20 protein-coding genes are annotated in these 25,034 nt (G+C 56.3%); 13 read left to right on the top strand and 7 right to left on the bottom strand.

Annotated features, from left to right (window positions below):
• Positions 1-95: 95 nt before the first annotated feature.
• From WFK85_RS04910 to alkA, 3 genes are all read right to left on the bottom strand, one after another.
• On the bottom strand, positions 96-1,124 hold the full coding sequence (locus tag WFK85_RS04910) for an MraY family glycosyltransferase (protein ID WP_008455109.1): 1,029 nt from the start codon (positions 1,122-1,124) through the stop codon (positions 96-98).
• Positions 1,124-2,068, bottom strand: a complete 945-nt coding sequence (locus WFK85_RS04905; RefSeq protein ID WP_166991210.1) for an NAD-dependent epimerase/dehydratase family protein — start codon at positions 2,066-2,068, stop codon at positions 1,124-1,126. The genes WFK85_RS04910 and WFK85_RS04905 overlap by 1 nt, the downstream gene beginning before the upstream one ends.
• Before the next feature lie 156 nt (positions 2,069-2,224).
• Positions 2,225-3,067 (bottom strand): DNA-3-methyladenine glycosylase 2, encoded by an 843-nt coding sequence (gene alkA / locus WFK85_RS04900; RefSeq protein WP_336707469.1) that lies wholly within the window; start codon positions 3,065-3,067, stop codon positions 2,225-2,227.
• 161 nt (positions 3,068-3,228) lie between these two features.
• Here alkA and yegD point away from each other — a divergent pair, with 161 nt between their 5' ends.
• Positions 3,229-4,581, top strand: a complete 1,353-nt coding sequence (gene yegD / locus WFK85_RS04895; RefSeq protein WP_336707468.1) for a molecular chaperone — start codon at positions 3,229-3,231, stop codon at positions 4,579-4,581.
• A 45-nt stretch (positions 4,582-4,626) separates the two neighbouring features.
• On the opposite strand, the gene WFK85_RS04890 is transcribed toward yegD, so the two are convergent.
• Positions 4,627-4,923 carry a helix-turn-helix domain-containing protein gene (locus WFK85_RS04890; protein WP_166872510.1) on the bottom strand — a complete coding sequence of 99 codons (297 nt, stop codon included), beginning with the start codon at positions 4,921-4,923 and terminating at the stop codon, positions 4,627-4,629.
• Entirely contained in the window at positions 4,907-5,272 is a 366-nt protein-coding gene (locus tag WFK85_RS04885; protein WP_336707466.1) for a type II toxin-antitoxin system RelE/ParE family toxin, read from the bottom strand. Before WFK85_RS04885 ends, WFK85_RS04890 begins: the two co-directional genes overlap by 17 nt.
• A 270-nt stretch (positions 5,273-5,542) precedes the next feature.
• Between WFK85_RS04885 and WFK85_RS04880 the strand changes: the two genes are divergently transcribed.
• From WFK85_RS04880 to yegS, 9 genes are all read left to right on the top strand, one after another.
• A complete protein-coding gene (locus WFK85_RS04880) occupies positions 5,543-6,796 on the top strand; it encodes an MdtA/MuxA family multidrug efflux RND transporter periplasmic adaptor subunit (protein ID WP_166991194.1) in 1,254 nt (417 codons plus the stop codon).
• Complete coding sequence (locus WFK85_RS04875; RefSeq protein WP_336707464.1) at positions 6,796-9,918, top strand: MdtB/MuxB family multidrug efflux RND transporter permease subunit; 3,123 nt, start codon at positions 6,796-6,798, stop codon at positions 9,916-9,918. Before WFK85_RS04880 ends, WFK85_RS04875 begins: the two co-directional genes overlap by 1 nt.
• Positions 9,919-13,002 (top strand): multidrug efflux RND transporter permease subunit MdtC, encoded by a 3,084-nt coding sequence (gene mdtC / locus WFK85_RS04870; protein ID WP_166991188.1) that lies wholly within the window; start codon positions 9,919-9,921, stop codon positions 13,000-13,002. It begins immediately after the preceding gene.
• On the top strand, positions 12,999-14,414 hold the full coding sequence (locus WFK85_RS04865; protein WP_166991185.1) for a multidrug transporter subunit MdtD: 1,416 nt from the start codon (positions 12,999-13,001) through the stop codon (positions 14,412-14,414). The genes mdtC and WFK85_RS04865 overlap by 4 nt, the downstream gene beginning before the upstream one ends.
• Positions 14,411-15,805: a two-component system sensor histidine kinase BaeS gene (baeS, locus tag WFK85_RS04860; protein ID WP_008455130.1), complete on the top strand. Its 1,395-nt coding sequence runs from the start codon at positions 14,411-14,413 to the stop codon at positions 15,803-15,805. Before WFK85_RS04865 ends, baeS begins: the two co-directional genes overlap by 4 nt.
• Positions 15,802-16,524, top strand: a complete 723-nt coding sequence (gene baeR / locus WFK85_RS04855) for a two-component system response regulator BaeR (RefSeq protein ID WP_008455132.1) — start codon at positions 15,802-15,804, stop codon at positions 16,522-16,524. Before baeS ends, baeR begins: the two co-directional genes overlap by 4 nt.
• A gap of 113 nt (positions 16,525-16,637) precedes the next feature.
• A complete protein-coding gene (locus tag WFK85_RS04850) occupies positions 16,638-16,895 on the top strand; it encodes a hypothetical protein (RefSeq protein ID WP_008455133.1) in 258 nt (85 codons plus the stop codon).
• Between the two features lie 129 nt (positions 16,896-17,024).
• A complete protein-coding gene (gene trhP, locus WFK85_RS04845; protein ID WP_008455135.1) occupies positions 17,025-18,386 on the top strand; it encodes a prephenate-dependent tRNA uridine(34) hydroxylase TrhP in 1,362 nt (453 codons plus the stop codon).
• Between the two features lie 250 nt (positions 18,387-18,636).
• Entirely contained in the window at positions 18,637-19,536 is a 900-nt protein-coding gene (gene yegS / locus WFK85_RS04840) for a lipid kinase YegS (RefSeq protein WP_166991182.1), read from the top strand.
• Positions 19,537-19,669: 133 nt separating this feature from the next.
• Here yegS and fbaB read toward each other — a convergent pair whose 3' ends face one another.
• On the bottom strand, positions 19,670-20,722 hold the full coding sequence (fbaB, locus tag WFK85_RS04835) for a class I fructose-bisphosphate aldolase (protein ID WP_166991180.1): 1,053 nt from the start codon (positions 20,720-20,722) through the stop codon (positions 19,670-19,672).
• A 259-nt stretch (positions 20,723-20,981) separates the two neighbouring features.
• On the opposite strand from fbaB, the gene WFK85_RS04830 reads away from it, so the two are divergent.
• The 3 genes from WFK85_RS04830 to WFK85_RS04820 are packed head-to-tail and all read left to right on the top strand — an operon-like array spanning position 20,982 to position 24,257.
• On the top strand, positions 20,982-22,274 hold the full coding sequence (locus WFK85_RS04830) for a nucleoside permease (RefSeq protein ID WP_166992893.1): 1,293 nt from the start codon (positions 20,982-20,984) through the stop codon (positions 22,272-22,274).
• Positions 22,275-22,276: 2 nt separating this feature from the next.
• On the top strand, positions 22,277-23,290 hold the full coding sequence (locus WFK85_RS04825; RefSeq protein WP_166991177.1) for an ADP-ribosylglycohydrolase family protein: 1,014 nt from the start codon (positions 22,277-22,279) through the stop codon (positions 23,288-23,290).
• The gene (locus WFK85_RS04820; protein ID WP_166991174.1) at positions 23,277-24,257 is read left to right on the top strand and encodes a PfkB family carbohydrate kinase; all 981 of its coding nucleotides are present in this window, start codon (positions 23,277-23,279) and stop codon (positions 24,255-24,257) included. The genes WFK85_RS04825 and WFK85_RS04820 overlap by 14 nt, the downstream gene beginning before the upstream one ends.
• On the opposite strand, the gene WFK85_RS04815 is transcribed toward WFK85_RS04820, so the two are convergent.
• Positions 24,231-24,977, bottom strand: a complete 747-nt coding sequence (locus WFK85_RS04815; protein WP_336707462.1) for a GntR family transcriptional regulator — start codon at positions 24,975-24,977, stop codon at positions 24,231-24,233. The genes WFK85_RS04820 and WFK85_RS04815 overlap by 27 nt on opposite strands.
• Between the last annotated feature and the right edge of the window lie 57 nt (positions 24,978-25,034).

Below are 25,034 nucleotides of genomic sequence, written 5' to 3'. Positions count from 1 at the left end.
CACCAACCTGTTGTTATAAAGTGAAATTTTTACTGAGCACTCGCTGATACAACTAAATATATATCAGTGGTGCCCGTAACCCTGCTTTATGGCTGTTAGCCCTTATCCTTTACGCCAGCTCCGCAGCGCCACGCGACAATCACAACCGGAGCCCAGGCTATCGCTAATCCTACCACTCCCGTAATGGCACCCGCTGCAATCAACATGGCAAAAGGGGTTAACCAGATAAGATTGACGCACAGCGCACCAAGAGTAACGGGCTTATGGCTACCATATTTTCTTGCAAGTATCTGGTAGCCATGGCTTGCGTGAGCTTCGTACACCTTTTTGCCTGCCAGCAAACGGCGCAGTAACGTTAAGGTAGCATCTACGATAAAAACGCCAAGTAAACACATCTCGGCAAGGAAGAGTTTGCTATCAAGCAGGCCAATATGAAGAGCCAGTAAGCCGATGGTTATTCCCAGAAAGCCACTTCCGGCATCGCCCATGAAAATTTTTGCGTTCGGGAAATTCCAGAAGATAAAACCGAGCGCGGCAGCCCCCAGCAGCAAAACGCTAAGCGATGCGTCTGACCCCAAAGCATCAGGCACAGCAATCCAGACAATCAGCAGAGATGAAAGGGAAAAAACAATCGCCTCCATGCTCGCCAGCCCATTAATGCCATCCATAAAGTTATAAAGATTCAGCATCCATACCAGATAGACTAATCCGAAAACCATCCCAATCCATCCGGCAGAGAAGGTGTAGCCGAAAAGCTCGATCGCAGGAAAGTTTCCAAGAAAGAAAAGCCCTGCTGCGGCGGCCAGGAAGTGCATCAGTAATCGCCAGCGAGCCGCAATGTGCCCATGGTCGTCAAGAAAACCGACCACCGCGGTAATTCCGCCGGCAACAATCAGCGAGAACATCGTCGAGTATGAAATGAGCTGAAGGAGGGACAGCGCAATCAACCCAACCATAAGACTGATAACAATGGCCACACCGCCACCACGAGGCGTCGGTATAGAGTGAGAGCTACGTTGATTCGGTATATCAATAACGTTGTTTTTTAACGCATAGGCTCGTAGGCACCAGGTCAGAATAAATGAGAGAATAAAAACGACTACGGCCACAATTAATGCCTGCATTACTGAGCGTCCTTTGAATAATATTTTGCTGCTTTTTCCATCGTTTCGGAAAGCGTAACGGGTTGCTGCCAACCCAACAGCTCGGAGGCGTAGGAGGCATCAATATCCAATGAGCCATAGAGCTGCTCATAAATGCTTTGCTTCCCTGTTAGCATCAGTAAAACCTTCAATATAGCCGCTGGAAACCAAAAGACACGAGGAGATTTGTTCATTCCACCCGCGAATGATCGAACAATATCTTCCGTGGTGGGTTTATCTTTATCGGCGAGAACAAAAAGCTGATTTTTTGAACGAGGATCGTTCAGGCAAGTGGCAATAAAGCTGACAACGTTTTCCAGAGAAACCATGCTTCGCTTGTTTTTTATTCCTTTGAAAGGAAGTGGCAGCCCACTGGCAACCAGTTTTAACAAACGCCGAATATTGCCCGGTGCATTTTCGCCACAGATAAGCGCCGGGCGAATCACCGTAATCGCCATTGGGCCTGAAGAAAATGCTTCGTTCAGCTTTTGCTCAGCTTCAAATTTAGAAATCGCATAATCTGAGACAGGCTTAGGTATTGATTTTTCGTTAAATGGCGTATGAGTAGTGGCATTGCCATTTACGCCAATAGAACTGATGAAAATAAAATGGTTGACCCCTGCATTTAACGCGTCGTGAGCAAGCTTTAAGGTTGCGTCACAGTTAACCTGCCGAAACGCCGAGAGTTTATCCGCAGCTGAATCTTTTAAGATATGAGCCCGACCGGCGGTATGCACGACGGCATCACACCCTTCAAGCACCGGGGACCAGTCCGTTGTTGCCGAAATATCGCCGATATCAACCAGTCCAGCAGTATTCTGCGAGCCACGACGAGTTGTGCCGACGACTTCATACCCCAATTCCCTGAGCGTTGTAACCAAGCGACTCCCCACGAAACCCGTGGCCCCTGTAACTAAAACTCTCACATTCGACCCTTATAATCCGTTCATCTGAATTAAAAATGAAACTCATTCAGTAATATTAATTTAAATATAAAATTCAGACACCACTTTTATATCGGGATTTTCTTACTAATAAAGGTCGGTTACAAGTTCAAATATCGTAGCATATAATCCTGTGAGTCAGTCTGGCGTCCAGCCGTCGCTATACCAGATGTGTAACAGCGCGTAGGAGCGCCAGGGCTGCCAGCGCTCGGCGTAGCGGCGGATTTGTGCAGGCGTCATATCAGGAAAGCGCTGTTTAATCAGGTAATCGTCCGGCAGGAAAACGTCGCTGGCCTGCCAGCCGCGCAGGGCGAAATAGTTGGCTGTCCAGCGCCCGATACCGGGCAATGCTATCAGGGTTTTTATTCCCTGCTCCAAATCATCGGGTAGCTGCAGCGGAAACTGCCCTTTCACCACCTCTCCGGCAAGATGCACAATAGCCTCAGCACGCTTAAGCGACATGCCTAAAGATTTCAGCTGTTGAACATCGCAGTTTGCCAGCGTCCTGACATCCGGAAACAGATACCAGCCCTCGTGACTTTCAAGCTTCCCTCCGAAGGTCTTTGCCACTTTGCCGGTCAATTTTGCCGCCATCGCCACGCTAACCAGTTGCCCAAGAATGGCCCGAATGGCCTGTTCGAACGGGTCCATACATCCCGGCAGACGCAGGCCGGGCCGGGCTGCCGCCAACGTGCCCAGGCTGCTTAATACCTGCTGCGGATCCTTGTCCAAATCCAGTAAGTTCTTCACGCGCTGTAAAACTTCGCCTGCCACAGGCTGCAGGCCGTCGCTTAGCGTCACATTGAGGCAAAGATTTTTCTCGTCTGGTTCAAGTGTCACCAGCCCGGCATATTCTCCCAGCGCGAAGCTGCGCTGATAGCGACTGGCGGTAACAACTTCCACGCCCTCCACGGCACGTCCCCGTAAAAAACCAAGGATCCAGGACCAGTCATAGGGCGGTTGATAGCTAAGGGTGTACATAAATAATCCTGAAGAGAATGAGGGCATTAGGCAGACAACACTGCTTATTTAGCATACCGCCAAATGCCGATTTCTGCCTTGCTTTCATATTCAGTTGCCCACGGACCGGCATTCCGCTAAAGTCGCCCCCCTTCTCACTGGCATGGGGATAATCAACGAAAATGAAAATCGGTTTTGACTACGGGACGGCGAACTGCTCGGTCGCCATTATGCGCGACGGAAAACCACAGCTGCTGGAGATGGAGAACGGCTCATCGCTGCTGCCTTCTATGCTCTGTGCACCGACGCGTGAAGCGGTGAGCGAGTGGCTCTTCCGTCACCACGAAGTTCCGGCTACGGGAAGCGAGACCCAGGCGCTGCTGCGCCGTGCGGTGAGCTACAATCGCGAAGAAGACATTGATGTGCTGCCCGGCAGCGTAAAATTTGGCTTAAGTTCTCTTGGCCAGTACATGGAAGATCCGGAAGAGGTTTACTTCGTAAAATCGCCAAAGTCCTTCCTCGGCGCCACCGGCCTGAAACCGCAGCAGGTCGCGCTGTTTGAAGATCTGGTCTGCGCGATGATGCTGCACATCCGTAAACAGGCGGAAAACCAGCTGGAAGGGACCATCGACCAGGCCGTGATTGGCAGGCCGATTAACTTCCAGGGACTGGGCGGGGAAGATGCTAACCAGCAGGCTCAGGGGATTCTGGAACGCGCCGCGCACCGCGCTGGCTTCCGCGACGTGGTGTTTCAGTTTGAACCCGTAGCCGCGGGGCTGGATTTTGAAGCCACGCTACAGGAAGAAAAGCAGGTGCTGGTGGTCGACATTGGCGGCGGCACCACCGACTGCTCGGTACTGCTGATGGGGCCTGACTGGCACCAGCGCCGCGACCGTGAACAAAGCCTTCTGGGCCACAGCGGCTGCCGCGTGGGCGGTAACGATCTGGATATTATGCTGGCATTTAAACAGCTGGCTCCGCTGCTTGGTATGGGCGGCCAGACGGAAAAAGGCATCGCGCTGCCGGTATTACCCTGGTGGAACGCCGTCGCGATTAACGATGTCCCGGCTCAGAATGACTTCTACAGCGCGGCTAACGGCCGCTCGCTCAATGAGCTGGTGCGGGACGCGCGCGAGCCGGAAAAGGTGGCGTTTCTGCAGAAAGTCTGGCGTCAGCGTCTGAGCTATCGCCTTGTCAGGGCGGCAGAAGAGAGCAAGATTGCGCTCTCCAACAGCCAGCAGGTTTCAGCATTGCTGCCGTTTATTGCCAAAGACGTAGGCTGCGACATCAGCCAGCAAGCGCTGGAAACCGCTATCAGCCAGCCGCTACAGCGGATCATGGAACAGGTCACGCTGGCGATGGACAACAGCCAGGCTAAACCTGAGGTTATATACCTGACCGGCGGCAGCGCTCGTTCTCCGCTGCTGCGCCATGCGCTCGCCCAGCAGTTGCCTGATATTCCAATTGCCGGAGGGGATGACTTTGGCTCGGTGACGCAGGGGCTTGCCCGTTGGTCAGACGTGGTTTTTAGATAATCACGTTCAAACATACCGCTCAAACCGCAGGCCTCCTGCGGTTTTTTATATCTGGAAACGCCGGTCGCTTTCTGGAAACTCCAGATGCAGCGAAAGTTTACCGCCCAGCGCCTCAACGTAGCGCTTCAGCGTGAGCACTTTGAGATCGTTGCCGCGTTGTTCAATCGCGGCGATTGCCGGCTGGGAAACCCCCATTTTTTGCGCCACTTGTTTTTGAGAAAGTCCCTGCTGCTCACGTACCAGCTGTAATCCCGTTTCCAGAATTAAGACTTCGGTCATTGCGCGGATCTCGGCCTGCTCTTCCGCCGAAAACTCCGCCATCACTTCAGTTAACGTTTTCATTTTCATCTTCCAGTTCTGCCAGGTGATGCGCAAACTGCGCATCGGCCACTTTTATCTGCGCCTGATAAAAACGCGTATCGTTTGATTGGTCTCCACCACACAGCACAACGGCTCTGCGATGCGGGTCAAAAGCAAAAAAGATCCGATATGGCTTGCCGCGCCATAGCAAACGTAATGCCTTCATATTGGGATAGCGAGATCCCTTTACCGTGTCCGCCTGCGGGCGGCTTAAAGCCGGCCTCCAGAACTCAATATTGCCGAAGGCCGCCCCAAGTCGTTTGCGGAGCTCTACGGGCTGGGCCTGATACCAAAAGTAGAAAGAGTCGGTAAATATCGCGCGCCAGATCATCACTCACCTCATAAACTATAGGTTATATTTAAAATATAAACCACAGCTTATTTCTCGCTTCGTGATATGACTACTCCTGGGACTGAAACTTGCGTGACGCCTCGGAAAACGTTTTGGGAAAAACAGTTTTATTTGGCCACGAAAACATCACTTACTTACTATATGTTGCTAATCTGACAGTACTTCATATTTCCTCCATCATTACGGGGCTATTGATTACTAAACTAGTCACATTAAGCCTAATCGTTTCAGAAAGAGAACACGTCATCTATGAAAGGCACGCAGACTTCTCGCTGGTTGTGGATTACAGCCTTTATTCTGGTGGTGATTGCCGCCGTCTGGTTCTGGCGCAGCCACAATACATCTTCGGGGACTCAGCCCCAGGCTAAATCAGGCCAGACATCCGCCCAGGGCGGCCGACGCGGAATGCGCGGCGGTGCGCTGGCCCCGGTTCAGGCTGCAACGGCAACCAGTGAAGCCGTGCCGCATTACTTAACCGGCTTGGGCACTATCACCGCGGCCAATACCGTGACGGTGCGCAGCCGCGTTGACGGGCAACTTCTGGCCATTCATTTCCAGGAAGGCCAGCAGGTAAAAGCCGGTGATTTGCTGGCAGAAATTGACCCGAGCCAGTTCAAAGTCGCCCTGGCTCAGGCCCAGGGGCAGTTGGCTAAGGATCAGGCCACCCTGGCAAATGCTCGCCGCGACCTCGCCCGCTACCAACAGCTGGTAAAAACCAACTTAGTCTCCCGCCAGGACCTCGATACTCAGCTGTCGCTTGTGGAATCCACACTCGGCACGGTTAAGGCCGATGAAGCCAGCGTTGCCAGCGCTCAGTTGCAGCTTAACTGGAGTCGCGTCACCGCCCCTATCGACGGCCGGGTTGGCCTGAAGCAGGTCGATATTGGCAACCAGATCTCCACCAGCGACACCAACGGTATTGTCGTGCTGACGCAAACGCACCCGATTGACCTGGTGTTCACCCTGCCGGAAAACGACATCGCCACGGTGATTAAAGCGCAGAAAGCCGGCGAAACGCTGAGCGTTGAAGCCTGGGACCGCACCAACAGCGCAAAACTCAGCAGCGGTAAACTGCTGAGCCTTGATAACCAAATCGATACCACCACCGGTACCATCAAGCTGAAAGCGCGCTTTGATAATCTGGATGACGCTCTGTTCCCAAATCAGTTTGTGAACGCCCGTATGCTGGTGGACACCCAGCAAAATGCCGTGGTGATCCCAGCCGGTGCGTTGCAAATGGGCAATGAAGGCCACTTCGTCTGGGTACTGAACGGCGATAACAAAGTCAGTAAACACCTGGTTACGCCGGGAATTCAGGACAGTCAGAAAGTCGTGATTAGCGCCGGCGTTTCCGCAGGCGATCGCGTGGTGACCGACGGTATTGACCGCCTGACGGAAGGCGCGCAGGTTGAGGTTGTCGAACCGCACAGCGCGGCCGACGATAACGCCAAACCTGCCGCCCAGGCAAAATCCGGCCACAAACACAACGGAGCACGCTCCTGATGCAGGTGTTACCTCCAGGCTCCACGGGCGGCCCTTCCCGCCTGTTTATTCTTCGTCCAGTTGCCACCACGCTATTGATGGTGGCTATCCTGCTGGCGGGGATTATTGGCTATCGCTTTCTCCCGGTATCAGCGCTACCGGAGGTGGACTACCCTACCATTCAGGTGGTCACGCTCTATCCCGGCGCCAGCCCGGATGTCATTACTTCGGCGATCACTGCCCCACTCGAACGCCAGTTTGGGCAGATGTCCGGCCTGAAGCAGATGTCATCGCAAAGCGCCGGAGGGGCGTCGGTTATCACCCTTCAGTTCCAGCTGACGCTGGCGCTTGACGTTGCCGAGCAGGAAGTGCAGGCGGCCATCAACGCCGCGACAAACCTCCTGCCCACTGACCTGCCAAACCCGCCGGTTTACAGCAAGGTCAACCCGGCGGATCCGCCTATCATGACGCTTGCCGTGACCTCAACCGCCCTGCCGATGACGCAGGTGGAAGATATGGTGGAAACCCGCGTAGCCCAGAAAATCTCCCAGGTTTCTGGCGTAGGTCTGGTTACGCTGGCGGGCGGCCAGCGCCCCGCCGTTCGCGTTAAATTGAACGCTCCGGCGATTGCCGCACTCGGCCTGACCAGCGAAACCATTCGCACCGCCATCACCAATGCCAACGTCAACTCTGCCAAAGGCAGCCTTGACGGCCCGGAGCGCGCCGTCACGCTCTCCGCCAACGACCAGATGAAGTCGGCCCAGGAATACCGGGATTTAATCATCGCTTATCAGAACGGCGCGCCAATCCGCCTCGGGGATATTGCCACCGTTGAGCAAGGGGCAGAGAACAGCTGGCTCGGCGCCTGGGCAAACAAGCAGCAGGCCATAGTGATGAACGTCCAGCGCCAGCCTGGGGCCAACATCATTGAGACGGCAGACAGCATCCGTCAGATGCTGCCGACGCTGACTCAAAGCCTGCCGAAGTCGGTTGAAGTAAAACTGCTCAGCGACCGTACCACCAACATTCGCGCCTCCGTGACAGACACCCAGCACGAGCTGATGCTGGCCATTGCGCTGGTGGTGATGATCATTTACCTGTTCCTGCGCAACGTGCCGGCCACCATCATTCCTGCCGTCGCCGTGCCGCTGTCGCTGGTCGGCACATTTGCGGTGATGGTATTCCTTGATTTCTCCATCAATAACCTGACGCTGATGGCGCTGACCATCGCCACCGGGTTCGTGGTGGATGATGCCATCGTGGTGATAGAGAACATTTCTCGCTACATCGAAAAAGGCGAGAAGCCGTTGGCCGCCGCGTTAAAAGGCGCCGGGGAAATCGGCTTTACTATTATTTCCCTGACCTTCTCGCTGATTGCGGTACTCATCCCCCTGCTGTTTATGGGTGATATCGTGGGCCGTCTTTTCCGCGAGTTTGCCGTGACGCTGGCAATTTCTATTTTAATCTCCGCCGTGGTTTCGCTGACGCTTACCCCGATGATGTGCGCCAGAATGCTGAGCCACGAATCATTGCGTAAGCAGAACCGTTTCTCCCGCGCCAGCGAGAAGATGTTTGATAACATCATTGCCGCCTATGGCCGCCTGCTAAGCAAAGTGCTGAATCATCCGTGGCTGACGTTGAGCGTTGCTTTTGGCACGCTGGCGTTGACCATTGTGCTGTGGATCTTTATCCCCAAAGGCTTCTTCCCGATTCAGGATAACGGCATTATCCAGGGCACCCTGCAGGCTCCGCAGTCGGTCTCCTTCGCCAGCATGGCCCAGCGTCAGCAGCAGGTCGCGGACGTGATACTGAAAGATCCGGCGGTGGAAAGCCTGACGTCGTTTGTCGGCGTAGACGGCACCAACCCTTCGTTAAACAGCGCCCGCCTGCAAATTAACCTTAAGCCGCTCAGCGACCGTGATGACCGCATCCCGACGGTGATTGACAGATTGCAGCAGAATGTCGCCAGCGTCCCGGGCGTGCAGCTTTATCTGCAGCCGATCCAGGATCTGACTATCGACACCACGGTGAGCCGCACCCAGTACCAGTTCACCCTGCAGGCGACCTCGCTGGACGAACTGAGCACCTGGGTGCCGCAGCTGGAAGACAAGCTTAAAACGCTGCCTCAGCTCGCGGATATCAGCAGTGACTGGCAGGATCAGGGGCTGATGGCCTACGTCAACGTTGACCGCGACAGCGCCAGCCGCCTCGGCATCAACATGTCATCGGTGACCAGCGCCCTGTATAACGCCTTCGGCCAGCGCCTTATTTCAACCATTTACACCCAGGCCAACCAGTATCGCGTGGTACTCGAACATGACACTAGCACCACGCCAGGGCTGAGCGCGCTCGACAACATTCGCCTCACCAGCAGCACCGGCGGCAGCATTCCATTAAGCGCGATTGCGAAGGTGGAGCAGCGCTTTGCCCCGCTGTCGATCAATCACCTCGACCAGTTCCCGTCCACCACGTTCTCCTTTAACGTGCCGGAAGGGCAATCGCTGGGCGACGCGGTGAACGCCATCACCTCGGCGGAAAAAGAGCTGGCGATGCCGTCCGATATCACGACGCAGTTCCAGGGCAGCACCCTCGCCTTCCAGGCCGCGCTGGGCAGCACCATCTGGCTGATTATTGCTTCGGTCGTGGCGATGTACATCGTGCTTGGCGTGCTGTATGAAAGCTTTATCCATCCGATCACTATCCTGTCGACGCTGCCCACGGCGGGCGTTGGCGCGCTGCTCGCATTGATGCTGGCGGGGGCCGAACTGGACGTTATCGCTATTATCGGCATCATTCTGCTCATTGGTATCGTGAAGAAGAATGCGATCATGATGATCGACTTTGCGCTGGCCGCCGAGCGTGAACAGGGCATGGCCCCGTACGAAGCGATTTACCAGGCCTGTCTGCTGCGTTTCCGTCCGATTCTGATGACCACGCTCGCCGCGCTGCTGGGTGCACTCCCGCTGATGCTTTCAACCGGCGTTGGCGCAGAACTTCGCCGCCCGCTGGGTATTGGCATGGTGGGTGGCCTGCTGCTCAGCCAGGTGCTGACGCTGTTTACCACGCCGGTGATTTACCTGCTGTTCGACCGCCTGTCGCACTACACGCGCCGTCGTTTCGGCCGACAGCATGAGGAGGCGTAAGTGAAGTTTTTTGCCCTCTTCATTTACCGACCGGTGGCGACGATTTTATTGACCGTCGCCATTACCCTGTGCGGCGTGCTGGGCTTCCGCCTGTTGCCGGTTGCCCCGCTGCCGCAGGTCGATTTTCCGGTGATCATGGTCAGCGCCTCGCTGCCGGGCGCGTCGCCGGAAACCATGGCGTCGTCCGTGGCCACGCCGCTGGAGCGTTCCCTGAGCCGCATTTCCGGGGTCAACGAAATGACCTCGTCCAGTTCGCTGGGCAGCACCCGCATCATTCTGGAATTTAATTTCGACCGTGACATCAACGGTGCCGCGCGGGACGTGCAGGCGGCGATTAACGCTGCCCAAAGCCTGCTGCCAAGCGGGATGCCGGGGCGGCCAACTTACCGCAAGGCCAACCCGTCCGACGCGCCGATCATGATCCTGACGCTCACCTCCGATACGCTATCGCAGGGTGAACTGTATGATTTTGCCTCCACGCAGCTCGCGCAAACCGTCTCACAAATCGACGGCGTGGGCGACGTGGACGTCGGCGGAAGCTCTCTGCCCGCGGTGCGCGTGGACCTCAACCCACAGGCGCTGTTTAACCAGGGCGTGTCGCTGGATGCCGTCCGGACTGCAATAAGCAATGCCAACGTTCGCCGTCCCCTTGGTTCGGTAGAAGACAGTACAAGCCGCTGGCAAATTCAGACCAACGACGAGCTAAAAAAAGCGGCAAACTATATGCCGCTTATCGTGCATTACAATAACGGTTCGGCCGTACGGCTTCAGGATGTCGCCAACGTCACCGACAGCGTACAGGACGTGCGTAACGCCGGGATGACCAACGCCAAACCAGCCATTTTGCTGATGATTCGCAAGTCGCAGGAAGCGAACATCATCGAAACCGTGGACCGCATCCGCGCCAAAATACCCGAACTACGAGAAACCATTCCGGCTTCTATCGACCTGCAGGTAGCCCAGGACCGGTCGCCAACCATTCGCGCCTCGCTGGCCGAGGTAGAACAATCGCTGGTGATCTCCGTGTCGCTGGTGATTCTGGTGGTGTTTCTGTTCCTTCGCTCAGGGCGAGCCACTTTTATTCCGGCTGTGGCCGTGCCGGTGTCGCTGATCGGGACTTTTGCCGCCATGTATCTGTGCGGCTTCAGCCTCAATAACCTGTCGCTTATGGCGCTGACCATCGCCACAGGTTTTGTGGTCGATGACGCCATCGTGGTACTGGAAAACATTTCCCGTCATTTGGAAGCGGGCGTGAAGCCCATGCAAGCGGCGCTCCAGGGCGTGCGGGAAGTGGGCTTTACCGTGTTGTCCATGAGTCTGTCGCTGGTGGCGGTCTTCCTGCCGCTGCTGTTGATGGGCGGTCTGCCGGGGCGCCTATTCCGCGAGTTTGCGGTCACACTTTCGGTCGCTATCGGGATTTCGCTGGTGGTGTCGCTCACGCTCACGCCGATGATGTGTGGCTGGCTCCTGAAGAACCGTCCGCCGGAAAAGAGAAACAAAAACCGTGGATTTGGTCGCCTGCTGATTGCCATGCAGGGCGGTTACGCCCGGTCGTTGAAATGGGTGCTAAACCATACGCGGCTGGTGGGCATGGTGCTGCTGGGGACGATAGCCCTGAGCGTCTGGCTCTACATTGCGATCCCAAAAACCTTCTTCCCGGAACAGGACACCGGCAGGCTGATGGGCAATATTCAGGCCGATCAGAGCATCTCTTTCCAGGCCATGCGCGGTAAGCTGCAGGACTTTATGAAGATCATTCGTGAAGATCCGGCGGTGGATAACGTCACCGGCTTTACCGGCGGCTCTCGGGTTAACAGCGGCATGATGTTTATCTCACTTAAGCCATTGAGCGAACGCCAGGAAACCGCCCAGCAGGTGATTGACCGACTGCGCGGCAAGCTTGCAAAAGAGCCCGGCGCCAACCTCTATTTAATGGCGGTGCAGGATATTCGCGTTGGTGGCCGTCAGGCGAACGCCAGCTACCAGTACACGCTGCTTTCCGATGAGTTAAGCGCCCTGCGAGAGTGGGAGCCGAAAATCCGTAAAGCGCTGGCGGCGCTGCCGGAACTGGCTGACGTTAACTCCGACCAGCAGGATAACGGCTCGGAGATGGACCTGATTTACGACCGTGAAACCATGTCGCGTCTGGGGATCAGCGTCTCGGATGCCAACAATTTGCTCAACAACGCCTTTGGTCAGCGCCAGATTTCCACCATCTACCAGCCGTTGAACCAGTATAAGGTGGTCATGGAGGTCGACCCGCGCTACACCCAGGACATCAGCTCGCTCAACCAGATGTTTGTGATTAACAGCGAAGGGAAGTCGATCCCCCTGTCCTACTTTGCCAAATGGCAGCCAGCGAACGCCCCGCTGTCGGTTAACCATCAGGGGTTGTCCGCCGCATCAACCATCTCGTTCAACCTGCCTGACGGGGTATCGCTTTCTGAAGCCAGCGACGCCATCGACAGAACCATGACCTCGCTGGGCGTACCCACTACCGTGCGCGGCAGCTACGCCGGGACGGCACAGGTGTTCCAGCAGACGATGAACTCGCAGGTGATTCTGATTCTGGCAGCCATTGCCACGGTGTATATCGTGCTGGGTATATTGTACGAAAGCTACGTTCACCCGCTGACCATCCTCTCGACGCTGCCTTCTGCGGGCGTCGGGGCGCTGCTGGCGCTGGAACTTTTCGGCGCCCCCTTCAGCCTGATTGCGCTAATCGGTATCATGCTGCTGATAGGTATCGTGAAAAAGAACGCCATTATGATGGTGGACTTCGCAATAGAGGCGCAGCGTAAGGGCGATTTAAGGCCGGAAGAGGCGATTTTCCAGGCCTGCCTGCTGCGCTTCCGCCCTATTATGATGACCACGCTGGCCGCGCTGTTTGGCGCGCTACCGCTGGTGCTAACCAGCGGGGATGGCGCAGAACTTCGTCAGCCGCTGGGGATCACCATCGTAGGCGGGCTGGTGATGAGCCAGCTGTTGACGCTTTACACCACGCCGGTGGTTTACCTGTTCTTTGACCGACTGAGATTGCGCTTTAGCCGCAAACCCCGTGAAAGTAAGGCTCTGTCCGTATGACTGATTTGCCCACCGCCGTTCGCTGGCAGTTATGGATTGTCGCTTTTGGCTTCTTTATGCAGGCGCTGGACACCACGATTGTGAACACCGCGCTTCCCTCGATGGCGCACAGTCTGGGCGTAAGCCCGCTGCACATGCACTCGGTGGTGGTGGCCTACGTGTTAACGGTTGCGGTCATGCTCCCGGCAAGCGGCTGGCTGGCGGACAGAGTGGGCGTGCGCAATATCTTCTTCACGGCGATAATTCTTTTTACCCTCGGGTCCCTGTTTTGCTCCAACGCCTCAACGCTCAACGAGCTTGTTCTCGCCCGCGTCGTGCAGGGCATTGGCGGGGCCATGATGGTACCGGTGGGGCGCCTCACGGTGATGAAAATCGTGCCGCGGGCGCAATATATGGCGGCGATGACCTTCGTGACGATCCCAGGCCAGGTAGGCCCCCTGCTCGGCCCTGCGCTGGGCGGCGTGCTGGTGGAGTACGCCTCCTGGCACTGGATTTTCCTGATAAACATTCCTGTCGGCATTGTCGGGGCCATCGCTACCCTGTGGCTGATGCCCAACTACACCATGCAAACCCGTCGCTTTGATATTTCCGGCTTCCTGCTGCTGGCGTTTGGGATGGCGGCGTTGACCATTGCGCTGGACGGACAAAAAGGCCTGGGCATTTCCAGTGAAACGCTCGGGTTGCTGATCCTTGGCGGGGTTATCGCCATTCTGCTTTACCTGTGGCATGCGCGGGACAACGAAAACGCGCTGTTCAATCTCAATCTGTTCAACACGAAAACCTTTTCGCTTGGCCTGCTGGGCAGCCTGTGCGGGCGCATCGGCAGCGGCATGTTGCCGTTTATGACGCCGGTGTTTCTGCAGATTGGGATGGGTTTCTCGCCATTCCATGCCGGGCTGATGATGGTCCCAATGGTGCTTGGCAGCATGGGCATGAAGCGTATCGTTGTGCAGGTCGTCAACCGCTTCGGCTACCGCAACGTGCTGGTCGTCGCCACGCTCGGCCTGGCGCTGATCACGCTGATGTTTATGGGGACGGCCCTGATGGGCTGGTTCTGGCTGCTGCCGGTCGTCCTGTTTGTACAGGGCATGGTCAACTCCATGCGCTTCTCTTCCATGAATACGCTGACGCTAAAAGATCTGCCGGATGACCTCGCCAGCGGCGGCAACAGCATGCTCTCAATGGTCATGCAGCTTTCCATGAGTATCGGCGTGACCGTCGCGGGCCTGCTGCTGGGCATGTTTGGCCACCAGCAGCTTCCGGTGGGTGGGGAACAGGCTCACAGCATCTTTATGTACACCTATTTCTGCATGGCGCTGGTCATCGCCCTTCCGGCATTGCTGTTTACCCGCGTCCCAAATGACCGTTCAGAAAACACGGTCATCAGCCGCCGTAAAAGGAGCGAAACATGAAACTTTACCGCTCCGGGATCACCGGGAAATTATTCCTCGCCATATTCTCCACCTGCCTGCTGGTGCTGGCCATCATGCACTGGGGCGTGAGGTTAAGCTTTGAGCGTGGCTTTATCGACTACATCAAACGCGGCAATACTCAGCGCATTGAGATGCTGAGTGATGCCCTGGGCGAACAGTATGCGCTGCACGGCAACTGGCGCTTCCTGCGGCACAACGACAGGTTTGTGTTTCAGATTTTACGTTCGTTTGAGCGCGAAGGGGATGAAGCTCACGGCATGCCGCCGCAGGGCTGGCGCACTAAGTTTTGGGTGGTCGATCAAAACTATCAGGTTCTGGTTGGCCCGCGAGAGAAGCTCCCTCCAGACGGGATGCGCAAACCGATTAACGTCAATGGCCAGGACGTTGGCTGGGTGATTGCCTCCCCCATTGAGCGTCTGACCCGCAATACCGACATTAACTTCGATCGCCAGCAGCGGCGCACAAGTTGGATCATCGTCGCCCTGTCCAGTTTGCTGGCGGCAGCGGCCACCTTCCTGCTTGCCCGTGGCCTTCTGGCCCCGGTGAAACGCCTGGTTGAAGGTACGCACAAGCTGGCCGCCGGAGATTTTTCCACCCGGGTCGCGGTCGGCAGCCAGGATGAGCTGGGGCGGCTGGCACAGGACTTTAACCAGCTTGCCAGCACCCTGGAAAAAAACCATAAAATGCGCCGGGCTTACATGGCGGATATTTCTCACGAGCTGCGCACCCCGCTTGCCGTTTTGCGCGGTGAGCTAGAGGCAATTCAGGACGGCGTGCGTCAGTTTACGCCGGAGTCCGTCACGTCACTGCAGATGGAAGTCGCCACCCTGACCAAGCTCGTTGACGACCTGCACCAGCTTTCCATGTCCGATGAAGGCGCGCTGGCCTACCAGAAAAAATCGCTGGATATCATTGCGCTGCTGGAAGTGGTTGCCGGGGCATTTCGATCCCGTTTTGAGTCACGCGGGCTGACAATACGCCTTGCGCTACCGGAAACCGCGACTATTTTCGGTGACGGAGACCGCCTGATGCAGCTGTTCAACAATCTTCTGGAAAACAGCCTCCGCTACACCGACAGCGGTGGGCAACTTGTGATCGGCGGTAAAATTGTGAATCAGCAGTTTGTGATGAGCTTTGACGACAGCGAACCCGGCGTCTCAGACGAGCAGCTAGGCCAGCTGTTTGACCGTTTTTACCGTGCGGAAGGCTCCCGTAACCGCGCCAGCGGCGGCTCAGGGCTGGGCCTGTCTATCTGCCAGAATATTGTGACCGCCCATGGCGGAACGCTAACCGCCTCCCATTCACGCTTTGGCGGCGTTAGTATTACCGTTGAACTTCCTCTGGAAACAGAAACGTCGAGGACACTATGACCGAGCTACCGATTGACGACAGTACGCCCCGTATTTTGATCGTAGAAGATGAACCTAAGCTTGGGCAGTTGCTCATCGACTATCTCCGCGCGGCAAGCTATGCCCCTACTCTGCTGAACCACGGCGACCAGGTGCTGCCGTATGTTCGCCACACGCCGCCGGATCTCATTCTGCTGGATTTGATGCTGCCCGGCACAGACGGCCTGACGCTGTGCAAAGAGATTAGACGTTTCTCCGAAGTCCCCATCGTCATGGTGACCGCCAAAATAGAAGAAATTGACCGTCTGCTGGGGCTGGAAATTGGCGCCGACGACTATATTTGCAAGCCTTACAGCCCGCGCGAAGTCGTCGCCCGCGTGAAAACAATTCTCCGCCGCTGCAAGCGTCAGCTTGCCATTTCCGCCGGGTCGGAAGAAAGTCCGCTGGTGATTGATGAAGGCCGTTTCCAGGCTATCTGGCGCGGTAAACTGCTGGATCTCACCCCCGCCGAGTTCCGCCTGCTAAAAACCCTGTCCCACGAGCCGGGGAAGGTGTTCTCCCGCGAAATGCTGCTGAACCATCTGTATGACGACTACCGCGTGGTCACCGACCGCACCATCGACAGTCACATAAAAAACCTGCGCCGCAAGCTTGAAGCGCTGGATACCGATCAGTCGTTTATTCGCGCCGTTTACGGGGTGGGTTATCGCTGGGAGGCGGACGCCGGGCGAGTAATTTAAACTCATATCCGGGACGACTACTTTTAGTAGACTGCTCAGAGAACCCAAAAAACTCTAAGATAGAACACAGGCCGGTCAACATTGACCGGCGTCTTCCCTGCAAGGAGGTTGTCGTGGAAAAGTATGTTTTCTATAGCCGGGATATTGCTTTCAATATCTACCCGAAGGCATCTCTTGGTGTGGAAGAGAAAAAAGAGTTGGCTGCTGATGGATTTAAAAAAATTGGCTTCGAGATACTGGCGACGGATGAAGCCGCCGCGCTCGACAAGTTCATCGCGCATTTCAAAGAAAATACCGAAGCACTGAAAGAGTACACGGAGAATATTGCCTTCGCGTCGCTCCTTTTTGTCGGTATCCCGCTCATCGCCTGAATCCGCAAGACGGTTTACTCCCCAGCCTCACGGCGCTACAATTCCCGCCCTTAAATTGTGGTAATCCACTCGACTTTAGCCGCTTCACCAGATGGAGCGGTTCTGACCTGATATCAGAACGAGAACTTCATGTTTAAACCGGAACTCCTCTCCCCGGCGGGAACGTTGAAAAATATGCGTTACGCTTTCGCCTACGGTGCAGACGCCGTCTACGCTGGCCAGCCGCGCTATTCACTGCGCGTGCGCAATAACGAATTCAACCACGAAAACCTCCAGCTAGGGATCAACGAAGCCCACGCGCTGGGTAAAAAATTCTACGTGGTGGTGAACATTGCCCCGCATAACGCCAAGCTCAAAACCTTTATTCGCGACCTTAAGCCGGTTATCGACATGGGCCCGGATGCGCTGATCATGTCCGATCCAGGGCTAATCATGATGGTGCGCGAGGCGTTCCCGGAAATGGACGTTCACCTCTCCGTGCAGGCTAACGCCGTTAACTGGGCGACAGTGAAGTTCTGGAAGCAAATGGGGCTGACGCGCGTGATTCTTTCCCGCGAGCTGTCGCTGGAAGAAATCGCCGAAATTCGCGAACAGGTTCCAGAAATGGAGCTGGAGATCTTCGTCCACGGCGCGCTGTGCATGGCGTATTCGGGCCGCTGCCTGCTCTCCGGCTATATCAACAAGCGAGATCCTAACCAGGGAACCTGCACCAACGCCTGCCGCTGGGAATATAAGGTTCAGGAAGGCAAAGAAGACGACATCGGCAATATCGTCCACGTGCACGAGCCAATTCCGGTGCAAAACGTTGAGCCTACGCTTGGCGTCGGCGCCCCAACGGACAAAGTGTTTATGGTGGAAGAAGCCAAACGTCCAGGCGAATACATGACCGCTTTCGAAGACGAGCACGGCACCTACATCATGAACTCGAAAGATCTGCGCGCCATTGAGCACGTGGAGCGCCTGACAAAAATGGGCGTGCACTCGCTGAAAATCGAAGGCCGTACTAAGTCCTACTACTACTGCGCACGTACCGCGCAGGTGTATCGTCGCGCCATTGACGACGCCGCAGCGGGCAAGCCGTTCGACCCTACGCTGCTGCAAACGCTGGAAGGCCTGGCCCACCGTGGCTATACCGAAGGATTCCTGCGCCGACATACCCACGACAGCCATCAGAATTACGAGTACGGGCACTCCATTTCCGAGAGCCAGCAGTTTGTGGGCGAGTTTACCGGCGAACGCCGGGGTGATCTGGCGGCCGTGGCGGTGAAAAACAAATTCCTGCTGGGCGACAGTCTGGAAATGATGACCCCGCAGGGGAATATCACCTTTACGCTGGAAACGCTGGAAAACGGCAAATCCCAGCCGATAGACGTGGCTCCAGGCGACGGTCATACCGTATGGATGCCTGTACCTCAGGAGATAGCGCTGGATTATGCTCTACTGATGCGCAATCTCTCTGGTCAGACAACCCGTAAACCGCACGCAAACTAGTGAATTAGGGTTATTTTTCGCGCTAAGAGCATTCTTAGAAACCGATCACATACGGTTACACAAGATAACGTTATTATCCGCAAGCTGAAAAACATAACCCATAAATGCTAGCTGTACCAGGAACCACCTCCTTGGCCTGCGCAATCTCCCTTGCGCAGGCTTTCTTTTTTCCGCTGATTCAGCCAGTTCTTACTCCCCCGCGCCCACTTTGCTCTACACTTTGATAATGCTCACTTTTCTGAGGTAAGTCATGGAGAGATCCCCGCATTCATTTTTGATTCTGAACGGTAAAGGCGCCGGTAACCCACAGCTGCGCGAGGCCGTGCATACGCTGCGTGAGGAAGGTTACACCTTGCATATCAGGGTGACCTGGGAAAAAGGTGATGCCGAACGTTACATTGACGAAGCCCTGAACCTCGGCGTAGACACCGTGGTTGCCGGCGGCGGTGACGGCACAATCAATGAGATTGCCACCTGCCTCGCGAAGCTTTCTGCGGGCAGCCGCCCGGCATTGGGCATTCTCCCGCTGGGGACAGCCAACGACTTTGCCACCAGCGTCGGTATTCCTGAGGACTTTGAAAAAGCGCTGCGCCTCGCGCTGTTTGGCAAAGCCGCCAATATCGACCTGGTGCAGGTCAACGATGAAGCCTTCTTCATCAACATGGCGACCGGCGGATTTGGCACACGCATCACCACCGAAACGCCGGAAAAACTCAAAGCAGCGCTTGGCGGCGTCTCATACTTTATTCACGGTTTAATGCGCATGGACATGCTCAAGCCGGATCGCTGCGACATTCGCGGAGAAGGCTTTAGCTGGCAGGGCGACGCATTAGTGATCGGCATCGGTAACGGTTGCCAGGCCGGCGGCGGGCAACAGCTTTGCCCGGAGGCGTTGATCAACGACGGGCTGCTTGATCTACGGATTTTCACCGGTGAAGACCTGCTTCCTGCGCTGTTGACTACGCTCACGCGCCCGGATGAAAACCCAAACATTATTGAAGGGAAATCGGCCTGGTTTGAGATTTCGGCCCCGCACGATATTACCTTTAACCTGGACGGGGAACCGCTGAGCGGACGGCATTTTCGCATTGAAGTGCATCCGAATGCGCTGGCCTGTCGTTTACCGCCTAATTGCCCGCTATTGGGGTAAGCCAGCACGGTGAAGCCTTTTCGCCTCTCCCTTCCAGGGAGAGGGTTAGGGTGAAGGTAATAATGCCACAGTATAAAAATCCGCATAAAAAAGCCCTCATAAAAGAGGGCCTTATAATCTTACTTAACAGAGCTTAAGCGATGGTCACTTTCTCATTCAGGTAAACATCCTGCACGGCGTTGATCAGCCTCACGCCGTCGACCATTGATTTCTTGAACGCTTTGCGCCCCAGAATCAGCCCCATACCGCCCGCACGTTTGTTGATCACCGCCGTACGCACCGCATCTGCCAGGTCAGTTTCACCGCCTGCGGCACCGCCGGAGTTGATAAGGCCGGCGCGGCCCATATAGCAGTTAGCCAGCTGGTAGCGCACCAGGTCGATAGGGTTGTCGGTGGTCAGCTTGCTGTAAACTTTTTCGTCGGTATAGCCAAAGTTTACCGCTTTATAGCCGCCGTTATTCTCCGCCATTTTTTGCTTTACGATATCGGCCCCGATAGTCGCCGCCAGGTGGTTAGCCTGCCCGGTTAAGTCGGCGCTGACGTGATAATCCACCCCGTCTTTTTTAAATGCGGAGTTACGCAGATAGGCCCAAAGCACGGTGACCAGGCCAAGTTCATGCGCACGCTCAAAGGCGGCGGAGATCTCTTCAATCTGGCGGCGGGATTCCGGTGAACCAAAGTAAATCGTGGCCCCGACAGCAACGGCGCCCATGTTGAAGGCCTGCTCTACGCTGGCGTACAGCGTCTGGTCGTAGGTGGTCGGGTAGCTCAACGTCTCATTGTGATTAAGCTTCACCAGGAACGGAATGCGGTGGGCATAGCGGCGTGAAACCGAGGCCAGTACGCCATAGGTAGAAGCCACGCAGTTACAGCCTGCCTCGATGGCCAGTTCAACGATGTTTTTCGGATCGAAGTAGAGCGGGTTCGCGGCGAAAGAAGCCCCCGCCGAGTGTTCAACGCCCTGATCGACGGGAAGAATAGAGAGGTAGCCAGTCCCAGCCAGACGCCCGGTGTTGTACAGCGTCTGCATGTTTCGCAGCACCGCAGGCGGGCGATTGTTGTCTACCATCACCCTGTCAACGTAGTCCGAGCCGGGCAGATAAAGCTGGTCTGCCGGAATAGTCATACAACGATGCTGTAACAAGCCGTCGGCATCTTTGCCAAGCAACTGCGCAATATCAGTCATAATACGCTCCCGTAAAGGCAGCGAGCCCCCTGCCCGCTGCGCATGAAGAATCCTGTTCTGCCGGGTCGAAAAAACCGGCCGCACTAATCCTGGTACCGACGGCGGGGATTTGCCAGTTCAAGCGCACTTTTGCCTCCTTTCCAGGAGTAAAGCCAGGTGGCCACCCCGGCTATTTTTGCAAAGGCGATCATAGAATCGACGCAAAGGTATTTAAAAGGTATTATTAATTGGTATGGTTAAGGCACACCCTACACCTGTCATGAAGGTCCTGAGCATGAAACGTACAACGATTAGCCTTTCGTTCATGATGTTTATGGAATGGTTTATCTGGGGCGCCTGGTTTGTGCCCCTGTGGCTGTTCCTCAACAAAAGTGGTTTTACCGCCGGTGAAATCGGCTGGTCCTACGCCTGCACCGCCATCGCTGCTATTCTGTCTCCTATTCTGGTCGGCTCGCTGACCGACCGCTTCTTTGCCGCACAAAAAGTACTGGCGCTGCTGATGTTTGTCGGCGCCGGGCTGATGTATCTGGCCGCCCAGCAAACGGAGTTTGTCTATTTCTTCCCGCTGCTGCTGGCTTACTCGCTCACCTATATGCCAACCATCGCGCTGACCAACAGCATCGCGTTTTCCAACGTCGACGACGTGGAGCGTGATTTCCCGCGTATTCGTGTGATGGGCACCATCGGCTGGATTGCCTCCGGGATCGTGTGTGGCTTCCTGCCGCAGATAATGGGCTTTAGCGATATCTCGCCAACCAACGTGCCGCTGCTGATCACCGCCATCAGCTCGGTTATGTTAGGCGTATTCGCTTTGTTCCTGCCGAACACGCCGCCGAAAAGCACCGGCAAGCTCAGCCTGAAGGTGATGCTGGGCCTGGACGCGCTGGTGCTGCTGAAGGACAAAAACTTCCTGGTCTTCTTCTTCTGTTCCTTCCTGTTTGCGATGCCGCTGGCGTTCTACTACATCTTCGCCAACGGCTATCTGACCGAAGTCGGGATGCACAACGCCACGGGCTGGATGACGCTTGGCCAGTTCTCGGAAATCTTCTTTATGCTGGCGCTGCCGTTCTTCACTAAGCGCTTTGGTATTAAAAAGGTTCTGCTGCTGGGCCTGATCACCGCCGCCATCCGCTACGGCTTCTTTGTGTACGGCGACGCATCGCACCTGTTCACTTACGGCCTGCTGTTCCTCGGCATTCTGCTGCACGGCGTGAGCTACGACTTCTACTACGTCACCGCCTACATTTACGTAGACAAGAAATCCCCGGTGTACATGCGCACCGCGGCGCAGGGGCTGATCACCCTTTGCTGCCAGGGCTTCGGCAGCCTGCTCGGCTACAGCCTTGGCGGCAAAATGATGGAAAAAATGTTTGCTTACTCCTCACCGGTGAACGGTCAGACCTTTAACTGGGCGGGGATGTGGGGCTTTGGCGCAATAATGATTGCCGTCATCGCCGTGCTGTTCATGGTCTTCTTCCGCGAGTCGGACAAAGAGATTGCTGCCATCGCCGTTGCCGGTGATGAATCTGAAAAAGTATTAAAGGAAGCGTAACAATGGAAAATCGTATTCTGGGAGCCTTTTACGGCCAGATGTTAGGTGATGCGATGGGGATGCCGTCCGAACTGTGGCCGCGCTCGCGGGTGAAGGCCTACTTCGGCTGGATAGACAAGTTCCTGCCGGGTCCGGCAGAAAACAACGCCGCCTGTTATTTTGCCCGCGCTAAGTTTACCGATGACACCTCAATGGCGCTGGCGCTGGCGGACGCCATCATCGAGCACCACGGGGTTATCAACCCGGACGCCATTGGCCGCCATATTCTGGCGTGGGCAGAAGGGTTCGACGCGTTTAACAAAAACGTGCTCGGCCCGACGTCGAAAATAGCCCTGAATGCGATTAAACAAGGCACGCTGGTAAGCGAGCTGGAAAACAACGGCGTAACCAACGGGGCGGCGATGCGTGCCTCCCCGCTTGGCTGCCTGCTGCCCACGGCCAGTCTCGATGAGTTTGTGGACGAGGTCGCGCTAGCTTCGAGCCCGACGCACAAATCAGATCTGGCCATTGCCGGGGCAGTCGTTATTGCCTGGGCCATTTCCCGCGCTATCGACGGCGCAAGCTGGGCCACAATTTGCGATGAGATGCCCTCCATCGCCCGCCACGCGCAGGAAAAACGCATCACGACATTTAGCGCGTCCCTCGCGGCACGCCTGGAATTAGCGCTGAGCGTGGCAAGAAAAGCGCGCGGCACCGAATCCGCCATGGAAGAGATTTACCAGCTGGTCGGCACCGGTACCAGCACCGTTGAGTCGGTACCAGCGGCGATTGCGATGGTCGAACTGGCGAAAACCGACCCTAACCGCTGCGCCATCCTGTGCGCCAATCTCGGCGGAGACACCGACACCATCGGCGCTATGGCCACCGCTATCTGCGGCGCGCTGAACGGCGTGGAAAGCATCGATCCGGCGCTGAAACAGGAGCTGGATGAAGAGAACCAGCTCGACTTCACGCGCTACAGCCGCATCTTTATGGCCTATCGCCAGCAAAGAGAGGCCAGCCATGAAGCCAAATGAACTGCTGAGCAAACTGCCCCAGCTGCAGGCTCAACGCCCGGTTTGCGTGCTCGGTTCGGCGGTGATTGACGTCATCGCCGACGCCTACGCCCTCCCGTGGCGCGGCTGCGATATCGAACTGCATCAGCAGGGCGTGAACATTGGCGGCTGCGCGCTGAACATCGCCATCACGCTTTCGCGCCTCGGCATTGACTCGCAGAACGCGCTGCCAATTGGCCAGGGCACCTGGGCCGACATTATTCGCAACAGCCTGGAAAAACAGCACATCCGCAGCGAGATCCACACCGATACGGGAGACAATGGCTGGTGCCTGGCGCTGGTCGAACCCGACGGCGAACGCACCTTTATGTCGTTTCGCGGCGTCGAGCATCAGTGGAATCAGGCCTGGCTTGACGGCCTGACCATCCCGCCAGGTAGCCTGCTCTCGCTCTCTGGCTACCAGCTTGCCGGGCCGTGTGCGGAACTGCTCGTTGGCTGGCTGGAGTCGCTGCAGGAAATTACCCCGTTCATCGACTTTGGCCCGCGTATCGCAGATATCCCGCAGCCGCTGCTGGCGCGGATTATGGCCTGCAAACCGATTGTTTCGCTCAACCGTCAGGAAGCGGCGATTGTTGCCGAATGGCTTGAAGTGGAAGCGGAAAATATTGAAGCGATTTGCCGTGCATGGCTCACCCGCTACGGCAGCCCGCTAATCGTTCGTTTAGATAAGGACGGCGCGTGGTTTGCGGCCGGCGATAACATAGGGATCGCTGCGCCCTTCCCGACTACCGTCGTGGATACCATCGGCGCGGGCGACAGCCATGCGGGCGGCACAATTGCGGGCCTGGCGGCAGGCTGGAGCCTGGAAGAAGCAGTCAGCCTCGGGAATGCGGTAGCCAGCTACGTGGTCGGCCACCGGGGCGGGGACTGCGCGCCAAAACTCGCGCAGCTCGAGCAAACCTTACTCCTCGCAGACGAAAACGTATAAGTCGCTGCGGCAATGGCTGATGCTGTACTCGATGGGCCGGTTGTGCGGGTCGAACGCCACCTGTTTGATGATCAAAACCGGCACCGGCGTTTCCAGTTTGATGTGTGACTGGAATTCGCTGTCCGGCATTCTGGCGCTGACCCGGCTGCGGGTGCGCTGCGGAATAATGTTCTGGCTGCGGAAGTAGTCGTACAGCGAAACGCCAATCTCATCCGGGTCGGCAATCAGCCCGGTCGGCACGTAAGACTCTTCGATAGACACCGCATCTTCATCCACGTAGCGAATGCGCTTGAGCAGGAAAACCTCGCTTTCCGCCGGGATCGCGAGTTGTTCAGCCACGTCTGCCGGGCATTTCACCACGCGTTTGTTCACCCACAGCGTATTTGGCTTTTTACCCCGAAGCACAACCTGCTGCGAAAAGCCCCTGGCCTCTTTCAGCGAATACTCAAACGTCGCATTAATTTGCGTCCCGTAGCCGCGCGAACGCGTCACCACGCCGTCATCTTCCAGCGCCTGCATCGCCTTGCGCACGGTAATGCGTGACACCCCCGTGAGCTGGCTGAGATCGCGCTCCCCCGGCAGGATATTGCCCTGCGGCAACAGGCCCGCGCGCACGGCGTTTTTCACCGTTTCGGCAAACTTGAGGTACAGAGGAGCGTTATCCGGAGCGGAAAAGCGCTGTTTGAGCTGTTCAACTAACTGGTGATGAGCCTGTTCCATGGTACGCAATTGTCCGGCAGGGAAGATGAAGCCAGTATAGTACCACTGGTATTACGC

Origin of the sequence: Cedecea sp. VD22, from assembly GCF_037150195.1 — a bacterium.
Taxonomy (GTDB): Bacteria; Pseudomonadota; Gammaproteobacteria; order Enterobacterales; family Enterobacteriaceae; genus Cedecea.
This window is presented reverse-complemented; position numbering and strand designations above follow the sequence as displayed.